Here is a 16636-nt window from a genome sequence, read left to right as displayed (position 1 = left end):
ACGTTCGCGGAGCCCGGTGACAGGATTGCCCCATGGACAACGGCCACATCACTCTTAAATCCGCGCAGGGGCGGTGGATCCTCGCGGCGACCGTGCTGGGCTCGGGACTTGCCATGCTCGACAGCACCGTGGTCAACGTCGCGCTGCCGGCTCTGGGCGAGGAGTTGAAGGCCGGAATGGCCGGGCTGCAGTGGACGGTGAACGCCTACACGCTCACGCTGGCCGGTCTCATCCTGCTCGGCGGCTCGCTCGGCGACCGCTACGGCAGGCGCAAGGTCTTCCTCATCGGAACCGTCTGGTTCGCGATCGCCTCCGCGTTGTGCGGGGCGGCGCAGAACATCGAAATGCTCATCGCCGCCCGCGCCCTGCAGGGCATCGGCGGCGCGTTGCTCACACCGGGCTCCCTGGCGATCATCCAGGCGTCGTTCGTGCGCGGCGAACGTCCGCGCGCGGTGGGCGCCTGGTCCGGGCTCGGCGGCGTGGCCAGCGCGATCGGCCCGCTGCTCGGCGGCTGGCTGGTGCAGTCGGCCGGCTGGCGGTGGGCGTTCCTCATCAACCTGCCGTTCGCCGCGCTCGTGGTGTGGGTGACGATCAGGCACGTGCCCGAGACGCGCGACGAGCAGGCCACGGGCCGCTTCGACGTGCTCGGCGCCGCGCTCGCCGCGCTCGCGCTGGCCGGCATCACCTACGGCCTCATCGAGACGGGCACCCCCGTCCCGCTCATCGCCGGACTCCTGCTGGGCGCCGCGTTCGTCTGGGTGCAGGTACGGCGTTCGCCCGACGCGCTCGTACCGGTCGGGATCTTCCGCGACCACGTGTTCACCGCGATCAACGTGGTCACGTTCATCGTGTACGCGGCCATGGGCGTCGTCTTCTTCCTGCTGGTGGTGCAGTTGCAGGTGGTGTCCGGGTTCGGCCCGATCGCGGCGGGCTCGGCCATGCTGCCGGTGACGATCCTCATGCTGCTGCTGTCGTCACGGGCGGGCGAGCTGGCCAAGCGGGCCGGGCCGCGCTGGCCCATGACGATCGGCATCCTGGTGGCCGGTGCGGCGTTCCTCTGGATGGGCACGATCGGCGAAGGCTCCTCGTACTGGCTGCAGGTCATGCCGTCGGTCACGCTCTTCGGCCTGGGCCTGTCCGCGGTGGTCGCCCCGCTCACCGCCACCGTCCTGGCCAGCGCGGAGGAGCGCTACGCCGGTACGGCCAGCGGCGTCAACAACGCGGTGGCCAGGACCGGCAGCCTGTTCGCCGTGGCCGCCATCCCGCCGGTGGTGGGGCTGGTGGGCGACGCCTTCAAGAAGCCCGCGGTGTTCGACGCGGGCTTCGAGACGGCGATGCTGATCAGCGCGGGGATGATGCTGGTGGCCGCGCTGATCACCGTGGTCACGATCCGGCGGAACGTGCTCGCCCCCGACGAGGAGGACGAGAGCGTTCAGTCCTGATCCGGCTGTTCGAGGTGCTCGAGGAGGTCGGCGGCGGCTTCCGCGAGGTCGGCCAGCTCGAGGGCGGTGAAGGCGGCGACCGCCTCGCGGGCGCGGATCGCCGCCTCCGCGTGGCGGTCGAGCGAGAGCAGCATCCTGGCCTCGTCGTAGTCGAGCGCCGCCAGCTCGAACGCCGCCTGCTCGCCGTCGAGCGTACGCAGGAAGTCCCTGACCGGCGCCACCGCCTCCAGCGCGGCCTTGGCCTGGTCGGCCCAGTACAGGGCGGACAGCTGCTTGCGCATCGCGGTGCCGGCCTCCTCGCGGGCGCCGGCGTCCACGTAGTTCTGGACGGCCTGGGAGAACGCGCCGGACGACTCCTCGTCCCGGTCGAGCTCGCCCAGCAGCATGCCGGCGGCCTCCCAGGCGCGGGCGGCGCGGATCGGCTCGGCGTAGAGCCCGGCCAGCTCGGTGAAGTCGGCCAGCGCCGCCTCCCGTTCGCCGAGCATGCGGCGGGCGTGCGCCCTGGTCCACTGGGCGTTGACGCGGTTGTCGTAGTCGCCGGGTTCCAGGAGGCCGAGCGCCTCCTCCGCGGCGATGGCGGCCTCGACCACCCGGTCCGTGGACAGGTACGCGGCGGCCAGGTCGACGCGGGCCAGCGCGGCGTTGGCGGTGCCGCCCAGCGCGGTGAACAGGGCCACCGCCTCGATCAGGTCCTCGGCCGCCTCCTCGGGCCGATCGACCGCGACCAGCACCTCGCCGCGTACCGCGTGGGCGACGGCCCTCTGCTCCGGGTCCCTGCTCACCGCGGCGGCCTCGCCGTAGGCGGCCAGCAGTTCCTCCAGCGAGCCCGGCTCCTCCGGCAGCTCGTCCGGGGTGGTGTCCAGCTCGGCGTCCTGGGGGGTCGTGGCCAGGTGGCGCAGGAGTTCGCCGTGGGTCAGGGCGGCGGTGGCCAGCAGGGCGAGGTCGCCTTCGGCGCGCAGGGCCACGCGGGCGGCCCGCAGGGTGCGGGCGGCCGTGACGGGCTCTTCCAGGCGGGCGCGCAGGAACAGCAGTGAGCCGTCGCGCGTGCCGGCGAGCAGGTCGAGAGCCTCCTGGCGGCGTCCGGCCTCGGCGTGCTCCTGGGCCAGCCGGGTGAGCTCGGCCACGGCCTGGTCGCCGCCGGGCACCTTGATCGAGGGGAGGGTCTCCGCCGCGGGCGCCTCGCCCTCGCCCTCGCGCGGCGCCGTACCGGACAGGGTGACCCGGCGCGCGTGGGGCACCAGGGGAAGGTGGTCGACCAGCGGTTCCGCCGTCAGACAGGCCTCGATCCTGGCGCTCTGCTCCCGGGTGCCGTTGCGGGTGTCGAAGGCGGCGGCGAGCTCGCGCGCCCGCCCGGTCACCTCGGCCCGCAGCGCGGCGACGGACGTCTCGGCGCCGCCCACGGCGACGGCGAGGTCGCCGTGGCCGAGCTCCTCCAGGCGGCGCAGCAGCAGCCCGGCCGCGCCCAGGAAGCTCATGAGCGTGTGCGGCGAGGCCCGCTCCTCCAGCCGCGGCAGCTCGCGCTGCAGGATCTCGAGCCCGCGGTTCTCGTTGCCGGTGCGGGCCAGGAACTCCAGGTGGAGGTCGAGGTTGCTGGTGTAGTGGGGAAGGGCCTGGATCAGCCGGTACGCCTTGAGGTGGGCCTGGGCGGCTTCGGCGTACCGGCCCGTCCTGACGTAGGGCAGCAGGAGGCAGCTGAGGATGCTCTGCGGCTGGTTCTCGCAGGTCAGGTGCCCGGCGACGACCGGGGCGGCGAGCGCGACCGCTTCCTCGTCGCGGCCGAGCGCGGCCAGATGCATGATCTTGCCGTCGGGGTCGCAGCCCTCGCAGTCGGACATCTCGTCGCGCGGCGTGATGGTCCAGTGGTGGAAGTGCTCCTCGGCGGCGGCCCGGTCGCCGACGTGCCCGGCGACCATGCAGCGCTGGGCGTGCACGGCGTGCAGCCCGGCGCCCGCCTCGCGGTAGCGGCGCTCCATCTCGGCCAGCGCGTCGTGCGCGCGGCCGAGCGGGACCTGCGGGAAGTCGCGCATGGAGTCGACGATCCACTTGTACTGCCACAGCAGCGTGTGCGTCTGCCAGTCGTCGAACAGTTCGGGGTCGGCGTCGAAGTCGGCCACGCAGCGGGAGAAGGTGGCGAACGACTTGGCCGGTTCCGAGCCGAACTGGTAGGCCTCGGTGAGCTCCATCCGCACCGCGAGGATCTGTTCGCGGTCGCCGCCCGACTCGGCGTGGCGCAGCGCCTGCTCCAGGAGCAGGGTCCTGGCCTCGCCGTAGGGCAGGTCGGAGGCTTCGTCGATGAGGTCGTCGATGTCGATCACGAAGTGGCCCAATCAAGGAGTCCGAGGAAGGAGCGGTTGAGTGCGGCGCTGTCGGCCGGGCGCAGCGGGTGGTGGCCGTGCAGGAGCGCCATGCCGTAGAGGGCTTCGACGGCGGTTCCGGCGAGGTTCATGTCGCTGAGCGACAGCACCTTGCGGACGAGCGGGTTGCGGTGGTTGAGCACGAGACGGGGCCGGTCGGCGGCCAGCGAGCGCTCCATCGCGCCGAGCACGTCGGCCCACAGCTCGTCGCTGGCGTCCTTGGCCTCGCGCAGCTGGGCGTGGTGCTCGGCGGCGCGGCTGGTCAGGTACAGGGCCGACAGCGAGGCGGGGTCGAAGTCGCGCAGCACGACCTCGCAGCCCAGCGGGTCGAGCGCGCGGGCGGCGGCGTTGAGGAAGGGGCGGGCGGCCAGCTCGGCGGCCGGGTCGACCGGGGCGAGCTGGGTGGCCAGCTCGGCGGGGTCGAGCGGTTCGAGGCGGGCCTCGGGGTCGATGCGGGACAGGCCGCGCAGGATGTCGCCGTCGTAGACGTAGCCGCCGTTGAGCAGTCCGACGCCCTGGGCGCCGGAGACGCCGGCGAGCTGGCGGAACTCGTCGACGCTCGCGGTGTAGCGGCCGCGCGGGTGCAGGGCGCGGAACTGGGCGAGGGTCATGGGTCCTGAGCTGGTCTCGTACTCGAGCCAGCGGTCGACCAGGCGGAGCATGTCGTCGTCGTGCAGGGCCAGGGCCTTGACGCCGAGGTGGTGCAGGCGCAGGAAGGCGCGCAGGCCGTCCGGGTTGGTCTCGGCCAGCCGTACCAGCCAGGCGCGCAGCTGGGCGCCGAGCTGCTCGCGTACGTGCTCCAGCAGGTCGTCCTCGTAGAGCGCCTCGCGGGAGGCGGTGGGGCGCAGTTCGCCGGCGTCGACGACGCAGCGGGCGAAGAACGCCCAGCCGGGCAGCAGCCCTTCGGCGTGCTCGGTGAGGAGCATGCGCTTGAGGTAGACGCGGTGGGCGCCCTTGACGGCGGGGTTGGCCTGGCTGGGCAGGATGAACGCGGCGCCGCTCAGCCCGGCTTCCGGGACGTTCAGGTCGAGCACGTCGAACGGGGTGAAGCCGAACAGGTCGCGCCCGTAGGCGATGAGGGCGGCGCGCCGGTCTTCCGGTCCTTCGTGGCGGGCCTGCCAGGGCGGGCCGCCGACGGTGGTGGGGCGGCCGTTGACGGTGACGTCGATCGGCAGCAGCGAGCCGTAGAGCTCGGCCAGTTCGGTGACGGTGCGCTCGGTGACCCAGTCGGCGGCGTCGGCGCGCACGGCCAGGGTGACGGTGGTGCCCGGCTCGGCGCGTTCGGCCTGAGCGGCTTCGACGCTGTAGCGGCCGTCGGAGCGGCCGGTCCACACGACCGTGGGCGCGCCGGTGACGGACCGGGTCTCCACGCGGATCTCGTCGGCCACGAGGAAGCCGGACAGCAGCCCGATGCCGAACTGGCCGAGGAACTCGTGGCGGGCGAAGCCGAGCTCGTCGCGCTTGGAGGAGCGGCCGATGGTGGCCAGCAGGAGGTGCACCTCGTCCTCGGTGAGCCCGACGCCGCTGTCGCTGACCTCGATCCGGCCGTCGCCGACCTCGATCGTCACCGCCGCGGGGGCGTCGGGGTCACCGGTACGGCGGGCCGTGATCGCGTCGGCGGCGTTCTGCAGCAGCTCGCGCACGTAGACGCGCGGGCTGGAATACAGGTGCCGGCTCAGGAGATCGACGACACCGCGCAGGTCAACTTGAAAGGCGTTCTCCACGCCGAGTCACCCTAGTTCCCGGAGGTGACATAAGCCGAATTGTTAGCTTGTGAAGCGCTGCGTGCGGACGCTGTTGTCGAAGTTCGACAGCAGGAGCTCGGGCTCGCCCACCGTCCTGATCTCCGGCAGCCGGGTGAACAGCTCGCGGAACATGGAGCGCATCTCCTGCCTGGCCAGGTTGGCGCCGAGGCAGAAGTGCGGCCCCGGGCCGCCGAAGCCCACGTGCGGCTTGGTGTCGCGGGTGATGTCGAAGGCGTCCGGGTCGGGGAAGACGCTCTCGTCGCGGTTGGCGGAGCCGTAGAAGAGCACCACCTTGTCGCCCTTCTTCAGGTGCAGGCCGCGCAGCTCGTAGTCCTCCGTCACCGTGCGGCGGAACTGGATGATCGGCGAGACGTGCCGGACCATCTCCTCGATCGCGCCGCCGATGTGGGCGTCGAAGTCGCCGAGCAGCAGCTCGCGCTGGGCGGGGTGGTCGGTGAGAAGCTTGATGCCGTGGGCCATCGTGTTGCGGGCGGTCTCGTTGCCGGCGACCAGCAACAGGGCGAAGAACGAACCGAGCTCCTTGTCGGTCAGCCGCTCGCCGTCGGGGTTGGCGTTGACGAGCAGCGAGACCAGGTCGCCCGTGGGCTCGCGCTGGCGCTCGTGGCCGAGCTTGATGACCAGGCGCTGCAGGGAGAGCAGGGCCAGCATGTTCTGCCCGGCCAGCGCGACGCTGCGCAGCAGGCTCGGGCGCACGCCGGTGTAGGCGGTGGAGACGTCGACGTGCTCGTGGACCTTGGCCCGGTACTGCTGCGGGATGCCCATCATGTCGCAGATGACGTGGATGGGCAGGCGGGCCGCCACCTGGCCGACGAAGTCGCCGGGGCCCTGGGCCACGACGTCGTCGACGATGCGCGTACAGGCGGCGTCGATGTCGTTCTGGAGGTTGCCCAGCATGCGGGGGCTGAAGGAGCGGGTGACGATACGGCGCAGCCGGGCGTGCCGGGGATCGTCCAGGTTGACCATGGACTCGCCGAACACGTGCTTGACCCAGCCGGGCGGCTCCGGGTTCGTGACCGCGGGCTCGCTGGAGAACACCTTGGCGTTGCGGCTGGCCTCCACGACGTCGGCGTGGCGGACCAGGGCGTGGAAGCCGGCGCCGGAGCGTAAGAAGGGGATCTTCTTCTCCGGGAAGAACACCGGCCGGTCGAGCTGGCGGAGCCGGGCGAAGGCTTCGTGCCGTTCTTTGAGGGGTCTGCGCCAGAAGTCCAGATCCGCGAGGTCGATGCTCACCCGCCTATCGTGGCACGTTCCTGCCGTGTTCATGCCGGGTTCGGCCGGTGCGGACATGACTGGAGACATGAACGCTTTGCTGGCCGCCTGCCTGGTCGTGCCCCTGCTCTCCCCCGCCTCCGCGGGCGCCTCCGCCGGGTGCGGCGGGCGGCTCGCCGACTTCGACGACGACGGCCGCGCCGACCTCGCGGTGGCGGCGCCGTACACCGGCTCCAGGGCCGGATCCGTGAACGTCCTCTACGGCTCCGGCCGCAAGGCGACGCTGCGCCAGGACGGCGCGGAGACCGGCGACTCCTTCGGCTCCGCGCTGGCCGTGGGCGACTTCGACGGCGACCGCTGCGCCGACCTCGCGGTCGGGGTGTCGGAGGAGTTCACCGGTACGGCCCGGCCGGGCGCCGACGGCGACGGGGTCGTGCAGGTGTACCGCGGCGGCCCGCGCGGCCTGGTCGCCTGGCGGCAGCTGGCCCTGGGCAGGCCGCGTGGCGACAGGTACGGCGCCGCGCTGGCCGCCGGCGATCTCGACGGCGACGGCGACGACGAGCTGGCCGTCGGCGCCCCCGGCCTCGGGGCGGGAGGCGGTGTGGTCGTGCACTTCCTCAAGAAGCGCAAGCCGTACCAGATCACCCAGCAGACCCGCTGGGTCGGCCAGCAGGGGCGCGTCACCGACCAGTGGGGCGCGGCGCTGACCACCGGCGACTTCGACGGCGACGGCCGCGCCGAGCTCGTCGTGGGCGCGCCCGCCGACAGCGTGACCACGGACGGGCAGGGCTCGGCCACGGTCCTCGACCCGGTACGCCGGCACGCGGTCCAGATCACCCAGGACAGCCGCGGCATCAAGGGTTCCTCGGAGAAGTGGGACGCGTTCGGCGCCTCGCTGACCACCGGCGACTTCAACGCCGACGGCCGCGCGGACCTGGCGATCGGCGCGCCCGGCGAGGGGCTGAGCGCCAACCAGCGCGCCATGGACTACGGCGACGGGATGGTCCACGTGATCTACGGCTCGCGCTCGGGGCTGCGGACCACGCGCAGCGAGGCGTGGACGCAGCGGGTCCTGAACGGCGAGCCCCGCTACTACGACCGCTTCGGCGCGTCGCTGGCCGCGGGCGACTTCAACGGCGACGGCGACGCGGAACTGGCCATCGGCGTGCCCGGCGAGCGCGCGGTCCAGGTGCTGGCCGGAACCCGCTCCGGCGGCCTCACCCGCCACGGCGACCTGCTGATCAAGGGCAAGGGCCGCGACTTCGGCGCCGCGATGACCGCTCTGGCCTCGACCCCGCGCTACAGGCTGCTGGGCCGTTCCCGCCCGATCTACGGCCTGGTGGTGGCGGCCCCCGGCGACGGCGTCCTGACCCTGCTGCCCGGCGCCCGCCGCCCGGGGGCGCACCCGGGCCTGCGGGCGAACAAGGCCACCAAGCTGGGCGCCGGCTCCGGCCTGTACGGCTACGCCTTCGGCTGACCCGGCCGGCTCCGTCAGAGGTCAGGGCGCGGAGGTCGGGACCGTGACGCGGTGGGTGGTCCTGGCCGGGGCGCCCCTGCGGGAGATGTACTCCAGCGTGCGGAACTCCGCCGACAGCTCCGTGGAGGTCAGGCGGGCCATGATGTAGCCGCGCCGCTGGTCGATGTAGGAGATGTGCGGGTTCTCCGCCAGCCCCTCCTCGATCCACACCTTGTCGCGGTAGCCGTCGCCGTCGCTGGCGATCGAGGAGGCGACCAGCTCGGGCGCGATGACCGGGCTGTCGGGGTCGTCGAAGTTCAGCTTCAGCGACGCGGCGTGGTGCATGTGGGCGTCGCCGGTCAGGACGACCGGGTTGGACGTGGTGGACATCAGTTCCAGCAGGCGGGCGCGCTCGGCGGCGTAGCCGTCCCAGGCGTCGAGGTTGACCTCCCGGCCGGGGCCGCGCTTGTAGTCGCGCTGCATCATGAGGATCTGCTGGCCGAGCAGGTTCCACTGGGTCGTGGAGGCGCGCAGGCCGTCCGACAGCCAGCGCCACTGGTCGCCGCCCAGCAGCGTGCGCCGCTCGGACAGGCGCTCGTCACACCCGGCCCGCACGCCGTCCAGGCAGGCCTGGTCGTCGCGGAACTGGCGGGTGTCGAGCAGGTGGAAGCGGGCCAGCGTGCCCCAGGAGACGCGGCGGTTGACCCGCAGGACGGCGCCCTGCAGGCTGGCCCGGCGCAACGGCATGTTCTCGTAGTAGGCGCGGAAGGCACTGGCGCGCCGGTGGGCGAAGGCGGGGGCGCCGGTGCTGGAGACGGGGCCGGCCCAGTTGTTCTCCAGTTCGTGGTCGTCGAAGGAGACCAGCCAGGGCGCGACGGCGTGGGCGCGCTGCAGGTCGGCGTCGCTCTTGTACTGGGCGTGCCGCAGCCGGTAGTCGGCCAGCGTGGCGCACTTGCCCGGCGTGTGCGTACGCACCCGGCCGGCCAGGGCGGTGTAGCCCGAGGGGCCGTACTCGTAGAGGTAGTCGCCCAGGAAGAGCACCAGGTCGGGCTCCTGCTCGGCCAGGCGGCGGTAGGCGGTGTAGAAGCCGTGCTCGTAGTGGGCGCAGGCGGCCACGGCGAAGGCCAGCGGCTGGGTGGCGCCGGACGGGGCCGTCCTGGTGCGGCCGGTGGGCGAGAGGCGGCCTTCGGCGCGGAAGCGGTAGAAGTACTCCCTGCCCGGCTCCAGGCCGTCCAGCTCCACGTGGACGCTGTGGGCGTCCTTCCAGCGGGCGGTGGCCGTACCGGATCGGAGGATGGTGCCGAAGCGCTCGTCGGCGGACAGCTGCCAGTCCACCTCGACGTCGCGGGAGGGCATGGCGCCGCGCCCGTTGGCGCCGAGCGGGTCGAGCGCGAGGCGGGTCCAGAGCACGAAGCCGTCGGCCGAGGGATCTCCCGAGGCGACCCCGAGCGTGAAGGGGTCGCGGGCGAGGGTCCGGGAGGAGGAGGTGACGGGGGCGGGGAGCACGAGGGTGGCGGCTGCCGCTGCGAGGAAGGATCTGCGGTCCACGATTCCAGATATGTCCGGCTCCGCTGACCCGGTCGTGACCCTGGAGTCAAGGGCAGATGAACAGCGTCAGTCATGCTCAAGCACCTCAAGCAGGGAAATCGCCCCGTCGTGGGTGATTCCCAGCGCGGTGTAGCGGGCGACGGCCTCGCGGCAGGCGCGCAGGGCGTCCTCGTGGAGCTCCAGCCAGTCGAGCGCGACCGCCTCGTCGTAGGCCAGTTCGGCGAGATCCTGCGGCGACTCCTCCTGCGCCGCCTCGACGACGGGGCGGGCCCGCGCGTAGGCGGCGCGGATCTCCTCCTCCTCGTCGGCGGCGTAGTACACGGACTTGGCGTAGGCGAGCATGGCCCGCGCCTCCCCCGCCCGGTCGCCCGCCCGCCGGTACAGGCTCGCCGCGCGCTCGAACAGCGCCGCCGCCTCGGCATCCTCGCCGTCGCCGCGCAGCCTTCCCGCGCGGGCGAGCAGCCTGGCGGGGTCGCTCTCCCCGGCCGCGGGCGCGAGCACCAATCGCGTGAGGTACGGCGCCGCCGCCAGCACCTCCTCCAGGTCGCGCATGTGTTCGCCGGTGCCGTTGCGGGCGTCGAAGGCCGCCGCGACGCCGCGTGCGCCCGCCTCCATCTCGGCCCGCAGCCCGGCGACCGGGACGTCGGCGCCGCCGCGCCGTACCGGTGTGCCGCCGTGCCCGAGCTCTTCCAGGCGGCGCAGCAGCACGGCCGCCCCGGTCATGAAGGCGCGGGCGGCGCTGGGCGAGGGCGGCCGCTCCAGCAGGTGCAGCTCGCGCTGGAGGATCTCAAGGCCGCGGCTCTCGTTGCCGGTCAGGGCCAGGAACCGCAGGTGCGTGCCCATGTCGTCGAGGTCGGACAGCCGCCCCTGAACGATCCGGTACGCCCGCCGGTGCGCCGATGCGGCCTCCTCCAGCCGGCCCGTGCGCACGTACGGCAGCAGCAGCGCCTCCAGGATGCCCTGCGGCTGGGAGCTGCACGTCATGGCCCCGGACAGGACCGGCGCCGCCGCCACGATGGCCTCCTCGTCCCGGCCCGTCCAGGACAGGTAGGCGATCACCCCGCGCACGTCGCAGGCGGCGCAGTCGGACAGCTCGTCGCGCGGCGCGGTACGCCACCGGTGGAACCACTCCTCGGCGGCGGCCCGGTCGCCGAGGTGCTGGGCGACGTGGCAGCGGCGGGCGTACACGGCCTGCAGGCCCTCGCCGGCCTCGCGGTAGCGCCGCTCCATGTCGTCCAGGCCGTCCAGGGCGCGGCGCAGCGGGATCTCCGGGAACCTGCGCAGGCTGCCGACGATCCACTTGTACTGCCACAGCAGCCGCCACAGCCGGCGCTCGCCGAACAGCGAGGGGTCGCGGTCGTAGTCGGCCAGGTTGCGCGAGAAGACCGCGAACGACTTGGCCGGCTCGCCGCCGAGCTGGTAGGCGGCGGTGAGTTCGAAGCGGGTCAGCACCACCAGCCCGGGGTCACGGGCCGCCTGCGCCGCACGCAGCGCGCGCTCGGTCACGACGGTCCTGGCCTCGCCGTACGGCATGCCGTACGCCTCACCGAGCAGGCTCTCCACGTCCATGCCGGTCACCATAGATCACCAACCCCGACAAACCGCCCACATTTATTGGGGATCCAGAAGGCGGCCGGGTGTCAGCTCAGCAGCGCGCCGAGCTCCTGCCGCAGGGTCTCGGGATCGCGGAAGTGCAGGCCGGTCAGGCCCGCCCGCGCGGCGCCCGCCACGTTCAGCTGCCGGTCGTCGATGAAGACGATCTCCCGCGGTGGGGCGTCCAGCTCGCGGGCCATCAGCTCGAAGATCTCCCGGTCGGGTTTCACCAGGCCGAGGCGGCCACTGTAGAAGCGGGGGCCGATCCCGGCGATCCACGGCAGCCGGTCCACGCCGTCGGCCATGGAGACCGGGGCATTGGACAGCAGCGCCACGTCCTGGCCCCGGTCGAGGAGTTCGCGCAGGACGGCCACCGTACCGTCGTGCGGGTGTGTCCAGCTGACCACGTCGAGCGCGACCAGCCGCGACACCTCCCCGCGCGGGACCTCGCGCCCGAGCACCTTCGACCAGTACTGCTCATCGCTCAGCGCGCCCCGGTCGAATTCCAGCCGGTGCGCCCAGTACCCGCGCTCGAACGCGGCGGGCTCGGCGCCCGCGGCGCGCACCATGGCCGCGACGTCGGCCGCGGGCTGCGGCAGGGAAAGGACTTCGCCGTAGTCGAAAACTATCCAGGTCATGCCAGATAGGGTCGCAGGTACGGGTTGAGCGCGCCGCATCCGAGGTACTTGCCCGCGGTGTGGAAGTCGATCCAGTCGAGGTTGACCAGCTGCTCCTCGTCGACGCCGGCGAAGCTCTCGCGCAGCTCGGGAGGGATGGCGGCGATGTCGTCCTTGTCGGCGATGTTCACCCAGCGCCCGACGCCGCGGGGTCGCTCGCCGCGGCCGTCGATCGGGGCGGGCAGCAGCTTCTCGAAGATCACGTTGCGCATGCCGAGCGGGCTGCCGAGCGTGATGAGCAGGTCCACCTCGATGTCCGGGTTGGCCCAGAGCGTCTCGTAGGTGACCACGCTGCCGAGCGAGTGGGCGATCACCACCTTCGGGCGGTGGCGGCGCAGCGACGCGGCCACCAGCCCGCGGACCTCCTCGCGGCGGCCCGCGTCGGCCAGGTAGGTGGCCACCTCGGGGCAGAACAGCTTGGCGAAGGCCGCCGCCCGCCCGTCGAGCCGGTCCAGGAGCCAGCCGGCGAACGTCTTGAGCGCCCCGGTGAGGTGCTCGCCGACGCCGAGCTCCTTGGCCCAGGCGGCCAGCACCATCTGCTCGCGCACCCGCATCGCCTCGGCCTCGCGAACTCCGGGCGGGCGCGGGTCGTTGAGCAGATGCGCGAAGTAGGCGACCTCGGCGAAGTACGCGCGCGTCTCGCCCCCGAGCGACGCGTGGAGGTAGCGGTCCCACTTGGCGCGCATCGCCGTCGCCGCGCGGGCGACGTCGTTGCCGGCCTCCAGGTAGTACTTGTACTTGCCGATCCCGTGCACGCCGACGATCGCCGTCACAGCGCCTCCCCACTTGGCCCCGTTGATGTCGGCAAGATCGTGGCATATCCGACTTGCAGTTGGATTGACCACCTTTAGGCTTGCCTAAAGGTTTAGGTAGAGCTAAAGTGGAGTCAGTCAGCAGAGAGTGAGCCGGAGATGGCCAGCAGACGCGAGGAAACGTCGCCGTTCGCGCAGGAAGTCGTGGACGAGATCACCTGGTACATGCGCGAACACAAGATCACTCGCGCTGACCTGGCCGCCTCCATGGGCGTGTCGGCGGGCCGCGTCAGCCAGATCCTCTCGGGCGACGAGAACCTCACCCTGCGCACGCTCGGCGCCGTCGTCACGGCCCTCGGCGCCCGCCTCGACTTCACCCTCTCCGACGCCGAGGACCGGCACACCTAGGCACCCGTTCCGGGGCTCGCCCCGAACACCGCGCGCAGCGGCCCGTTGGCCCGCAGCACGTGCAGGAAGCCCGACATCCCGCCGGCCGCGAACGTGGCCAGGTCATCCCCCAGCGCCACCGCCCTGGTCACCGCGACGTCGTCGTCGAAGCGGGCCAGCTCGCGCCCGTCGTAGCGGTCGAAGACCGTGACGCACTGGTCCTCTGCCGCCGTGACCAGCAGCCGGCCGCGCACGTGCAGCCCGGTCACCGGGCCCGCGAAGGGGCCGAACGCGCGTCGCGCGATACCCGTGCGCAGCTGCCAGCTCCTGACCATGCGGTCGACGCCGCAGGTGAACAGCCACTCCCCGCAGACGCGCAGGTCGAGCACGAGGCCCTCGTGCGCGGGGAACTTCCACACGGGGGCGCCGCTCCTGGTCCAGAGGTTGACCTCGCCCCCGGCCGTGCCCGCGACGACCAGGTCGGCGGACAGGTCGACGGCGGAGACCCACTCGCCCACGACGAGTTCGACCGTGTCGGTGGCCAGGTCGGCCACGCAGATCCAGTTGCCGGTGAACGGACCGCCGCCGAGGGAGTTGTCCGGGGTGTAGTAGGGCCGCACGACCACGGCGCAGGAGTCGCCGCACAGCCGCGCGCCCACCACGGCCTGGTGCGCCTCCAGGATGGCCGCGCGCGCCGACCCGCCGGCGCGCACGGGCGCCGACGCCGCCGGATCGGTCCACCGGCGCCGGTCGCGGACGGTGAACTCGCTGCGCTTCGGATGGTCGAAGGTGCTGTGGACGAGCCACCGGTCGTTGGCGGCGAGGACGCGCACCGCCGTACCGGCCGAGGCGCTCGCGCGCAGCGTGGCCGTGCGCCAGTCCCACTCCTCGATCGTGCCCGACAGCGTCCCGGCGAAGACGGACTCGCCTTCCCTTTCGAGCGCCGAGATCGGGGGCTGATGGAAGCGCCCGCCCGCGGGCGGCGCCTGCGGGCGCCGCCGGTCCCAGATCCTGATCGTGCCGTCGTGAGAGGTCGTGAGCAGCGCGTCGCCCGCCGGGTGGATGCTCGTGATGAGCTCGGAGTGGCCTTCGAGACAGCCGACGGGGGGCTGGTCGAGCCGGTCGTAGACGTCCACGACGTGGCCGCCGACGAGCGTGCGGGCCCCGTCGCGGGCGACCGCCGACACCGTCGCCGCATAGCCCCAGATGTCGCACACCGCGTCGGCCGACCGCGGCTGACCGCCCTGCCGCGCGGCCTCCGCCCTCCGCCGGAAGAGCAGCCCCGGCACGTCGGGCACGTCCGTCCAGCGCGCCGCCAGGCACACCGCCTCGCCCACCACGAACGGGATCGTGCGGATGCCGACCTGCCCGTTCGTGCCCCCGAGCCACTCCTGCCGGCGCAGGTCGTAGACGTGGGTGTGGCGCGACGACCTGGAGTGGTGCAGCAGGTACGGCGGAGCCAGGAAGACCTCGTCGGGACTGTTGCCGGTGGATCCGGTGTCGGCGTCGAGCGTCAGGCGCGTGTGCCGGATCCAGTCCAGGAGCTCGATCCGGTTGTTCATCTCCCCGTTCGTGACGGCGGCCAGCGTCCCGCACACGTGCGTGCAGTAGCCCTCGCCGACGTCCGGAAGATCACCGCCGAGGTCGCGGACGTGCTCACCGGTGCGCCAGTTCCAGACCTGGACGGGCGCCCGCGGCGCCTGCTCGGACCGCGAGCCGTGGGCGCCGCCGACGGCCACCAGCTCACCCTGGACGGCCAGCGACCACGGCTGCCCGACCCCGCAGTCCAGGACGGAGACGCGCTCGTGGCGGCGCCAGTCCCAGACGCCGATCGTGCCGTCGTTCTGCCCGGTCAGCAGGTACGCGCCGTCCTCGCTGAGCGCCGCGGACAGGATCGGCGAGCCCACGTGCACCCTGGTGTGCACGCCGCGGTCGGCGGGCAGGAGGTGAACCCGCTCGGGCAGCAGCGACGGCGCGGACTCGTAGCGGCGGGCCTCCTCCAGCAGCCGCTCGACCATCGGCAGGCCCGGCGGCACGCCGGCGAGCCGTCCCACGAGCTGGGCGGCCAGCTGCGCCGGGTCCGACAGCGCCGGCCCCGCCATGCGCAGCGCGGCGGTGACGAACTCGCCGTCGCGATCCGGGCAGCGCTCGGCGAAGTCGGCGATGAGCCCGGCCGCCGGTGTCGCCTGGAGCCTGCGGTACACCCAGTCGAAGTCGGACAGCAGCCGCCTGATCTCCTCGTCCTTGCCGAGCTGGTGCAGGTGGTGGATGAGGAAGGTCCAGGCGTACGCGTCGGGCGGGTGGCGCGGGTCGCCCCACGACTCCAGGAGGCGGCGGTGCAGGAGGTCCAGGTCGCCGGCCCTGCCCACGATCAGCCGCTGGACGACGTCGTGCAGCCGCAGCAGGCGGCGCCTGACGTCGTAGCGGGTGAACAGGGCCAGCCGGTACATCTCCTCCACCGCGTCCTCGGCGGCCAGCGCGTCGTAGCCCGCCGTCGCCCGCCACAGCCGCCAGATCGTGCCGAACGGGACGTCCGCGCCCGCCGGGAAGACGGCGAGCTCGGCGAAGCGGGCCCGGTGCTCCGGCCTGAGCAGCGACACGCTCGCGTCCAGCGACGACGAGATCGCCGCGTTGCGGTCCTCGTCGCTGTGGCGGTCGAGGTAGCCGACGTCGAGCGCGAGGCGACGCTCCACGTGCGCCACCGCCTCTGCCGTCGTACGGCCGGCCGCCACGAGCGAGCGCAGTTCTGCGCCGACGAGTTCGAGCATGAGCGGCCACTCCCCCAGCCGCCCGGCCAGGGCGGTCAGCAGGGCGGCGGCCACGGCGTCCGGCGGCTCCGGCTGCCACCTCATGAGGAGCTCGGCGGCCTGCTCCGCGGTGAGCTCCCCGACGGGCACCGGCCGGCCGCCCGCCCTGCCCAGGACCGCGTCCAGCCGCGTGGTGACCAGGCAGGGCGTATCGGTGAAGAGGAAGTACGGCAGCAGGCCCGCGGACCAGACGTCGTCCAGCACGAGCAGGACGGCGCGGCCGGCGAGCAGGGAGCGAAGCTGGGCGGAGGCGGCGCCGAGGTCGTTGGCCGCGTGGGTGTGCGGGGCCAGGAGCCGGATCTGGTCGTGCAGCAGCGCGACCGCGCCCTCGCGTGTGGTGGCCTGGCCGAAGCGCAGCCACAGGATGCCGTCGCGGAAGGCGGCGCGGACGCGGTCGTCGTGGCAGGCGGCGGCCGCCAGCGTCGACTTGCCGAACCCGCCGCCGCCGTGCACGACCACGACGGCCCCGCCGAGCAGGCGCCCGACGACGCCTTCGAGCTCCCTGGGCCGTGGCACGAAGTGGCGCGGCAGGCCGGGCGCCGTGAACGGCGGCGCGTCCGCGGCCCCCGGCGCCATCATGAACGTGTTGAACTGCTGGTTCCCGTCGCCGATCTGGACGCCCTGGGCGGCGCGCGCGTCCACCCG

The 16636-nt window shown here is 73.1% G+C and carries 11 protein-coding genes; 3 read left to right on the top strand and 8 right to left on the bottom strand.

Translation table 11 applies throughout. The features are described from left to right. The first annotated feature begins 32 nt into the window (after positions 1 to 32). Positions 33 to 1442 (top strand): MFS transporter, encoded by a 1410-nt coding sequence (locus ACIBHY_RS05350; RefSeq protein WP_397256139.1) that lies wholly within the window; start codon positions 33 to 35, stop codon positions 1440 to 1442. Here ACIBHY_RS05350 and ACIBHY_RS05345 read toward each other — a convergent pair. Genes ACIBHY_RS05345 through ACIBHY_RS05335 form a run of 3 tightly spaced genes read right to left on the bottom strand, consistent with a single transcriptional unit; the run spans position 1433 to position 6792 of the window. Further along, positions 1433 to 3757 (bottom strand): hypothetical protein, encoded by a 2325-nt coding sequence (locus ACIBHY_RS05345; RefSeq protein WP_397306024.1) that lies wholly within the window; start codon positions 3755 to 3757, stop codon positions 1433 to 1435. The genes ACIBHY_RS05350 and ACIBHY_RS05345 overlap by 10 nt on opposite strands. Continuing rightward, entirely contained in the window at positions 3754 to 5520 is a 1767-nt protein-coding gene (locus ACIBHY_RS05340; protein ID WP_397256135.1) for an HSP90 family protein, read from the bottom strand. Before ACIBHY_RS05340 ends, ACIBHY_RS05345 begins: the two co-directional genes overlap by 4 nt. Positions 5521 to 5562: 42 nt before the next feature. After that, a complete protein-coding gene (locus ACIBHY_RS05335) occupies positions 5563 to 6792 on the bottom strand; it encodes a cytochrome P450 (protein WP_397306023.1) in 1230 nt (409 codons plus the stop codon). A 67-nt stretch (positions 6793 to 6859) separates the two neighbouring features. Here ACIBHY_RS05335 and ACIBHY_RS05330 point away from each other — a divergent pair, with 67 nt between their 5' ends. Further along, complete coding sequence (locus tag ACIBHY_RS05330) at positions 6860 to 8248, top strand: FG-GAP and VCBS repeat-containing protein (RefSeq protein ID WP_397256131.1); 1389 nt, start codon at positions 6860 to 6862, stop codon at positions 8246 to 8248. A 21-nt stretch (positions 8249 to 8269) separates the two neighbouring features. Here ACIBHY_RS05330 and ACIBHY_RS05325 read toward each other — a convergent pair whose 3' ends face one another. From ACIBHY_RS05325 to ACIBHY_RS05310, 4 genes are all read right to left on the bottom strand, one after another. After that, on the bottom strand, positions 8270 to 9775 hold the full coding sequence (locus ACIBHY_RS05325) for an alkaline phosphatase D family protein (RefSeq protein ID WP_397256129.1): 1506 nt from the start codon (positions 9773 to 9775) through the stop codon (positions 8270 to 8272). 66 nt (positions 9776 to 9841) lie between these two features. Continuing rightward, positions 9842 to 11344 carry a hypothetical protein gene (locus ACIBHY_RS05320; protein ID WP_397256127.1) on the bottom strand — a complete coding sequence of 501 codons (1503 nt, stop codon included), beginning with the start codon at positions 11342 to 11344 and terminating at the stop codon, positions 9842 to 9844. A gap of 71 nt (positions 11345 to 11415) precedes the next feature. Next, positions 11416 to 12006 (bottom strand): HAD family hydrolase, encoded by a 591-nt coding sequence (locus ACIBHY_RS05315; protein WP_397256126.1) that lies wholly within the window; start codon positions 12004 to 12006, stop codon positions 11416 to 11418. Further along, a complete protein-coding gene (locus tag ACIBHY_RS05310; protein ID WP_397256124.1) occupies positions 12003 to 12818 on the bottom strand; it encodes a hypothetical protein in 816 nt (271 codons plus the stop codon). The genes ACIBHY_RS05315 and ACIBHY_RS05310 overlap by 4 nt, the downstream gene beginning before the upstream one ends. A gap of 138 nt (positions 12819 to 12956) precedes the next feature. On the opposite strand from ACIBHY_RS05310, the gene ACIBHY_RS05305 reads away from it, so the two are divergent. Further along, positions 12957 to 13205 (top strand): helix-turn-helix domain-containing protein, encoded by a 249-nt coding sequence (locus ACIBHY_RS05305; RefSeq protein ID WP_397256122.1) that lies wholly within the window; start codon positions 12957 to 12959, stop codon positions 13203 to 13205. On the opposite strand, the gene ACIBHY_RS05300 is transcribed toward ACIBHY_RS05305, so the two are convergent. Continuing rightward, entirely contained in the window at positions 13202 to 16633 is a 3432-nt protein-coding gene (locus ACIBHY_RS05300; RefSeq protein ID WP_397306022.1) for an NB-ARC domain-containing protein, read from the bottom strand. The two genes, ACIBHY_RS05305 and ACIBHY_RS05300, sit on opposite strands and share 4 nt — an antisense overlap. Between the last annotated feature and the right edge of the window lie 3 nt (positions 16634 to 16636).

This window comes from Nonomuraea sp. NPDC050547, assembly GCF_044457345.1.
Classification (GTDB): Bacteria; Actinomycetota; Actinomycetes; order Streptosporangiales; family Streptosporangiaceae; genus Nonomuraea.
This window is presented reverse-complemented; position numbering and strand designations above follow the sequence as displayed.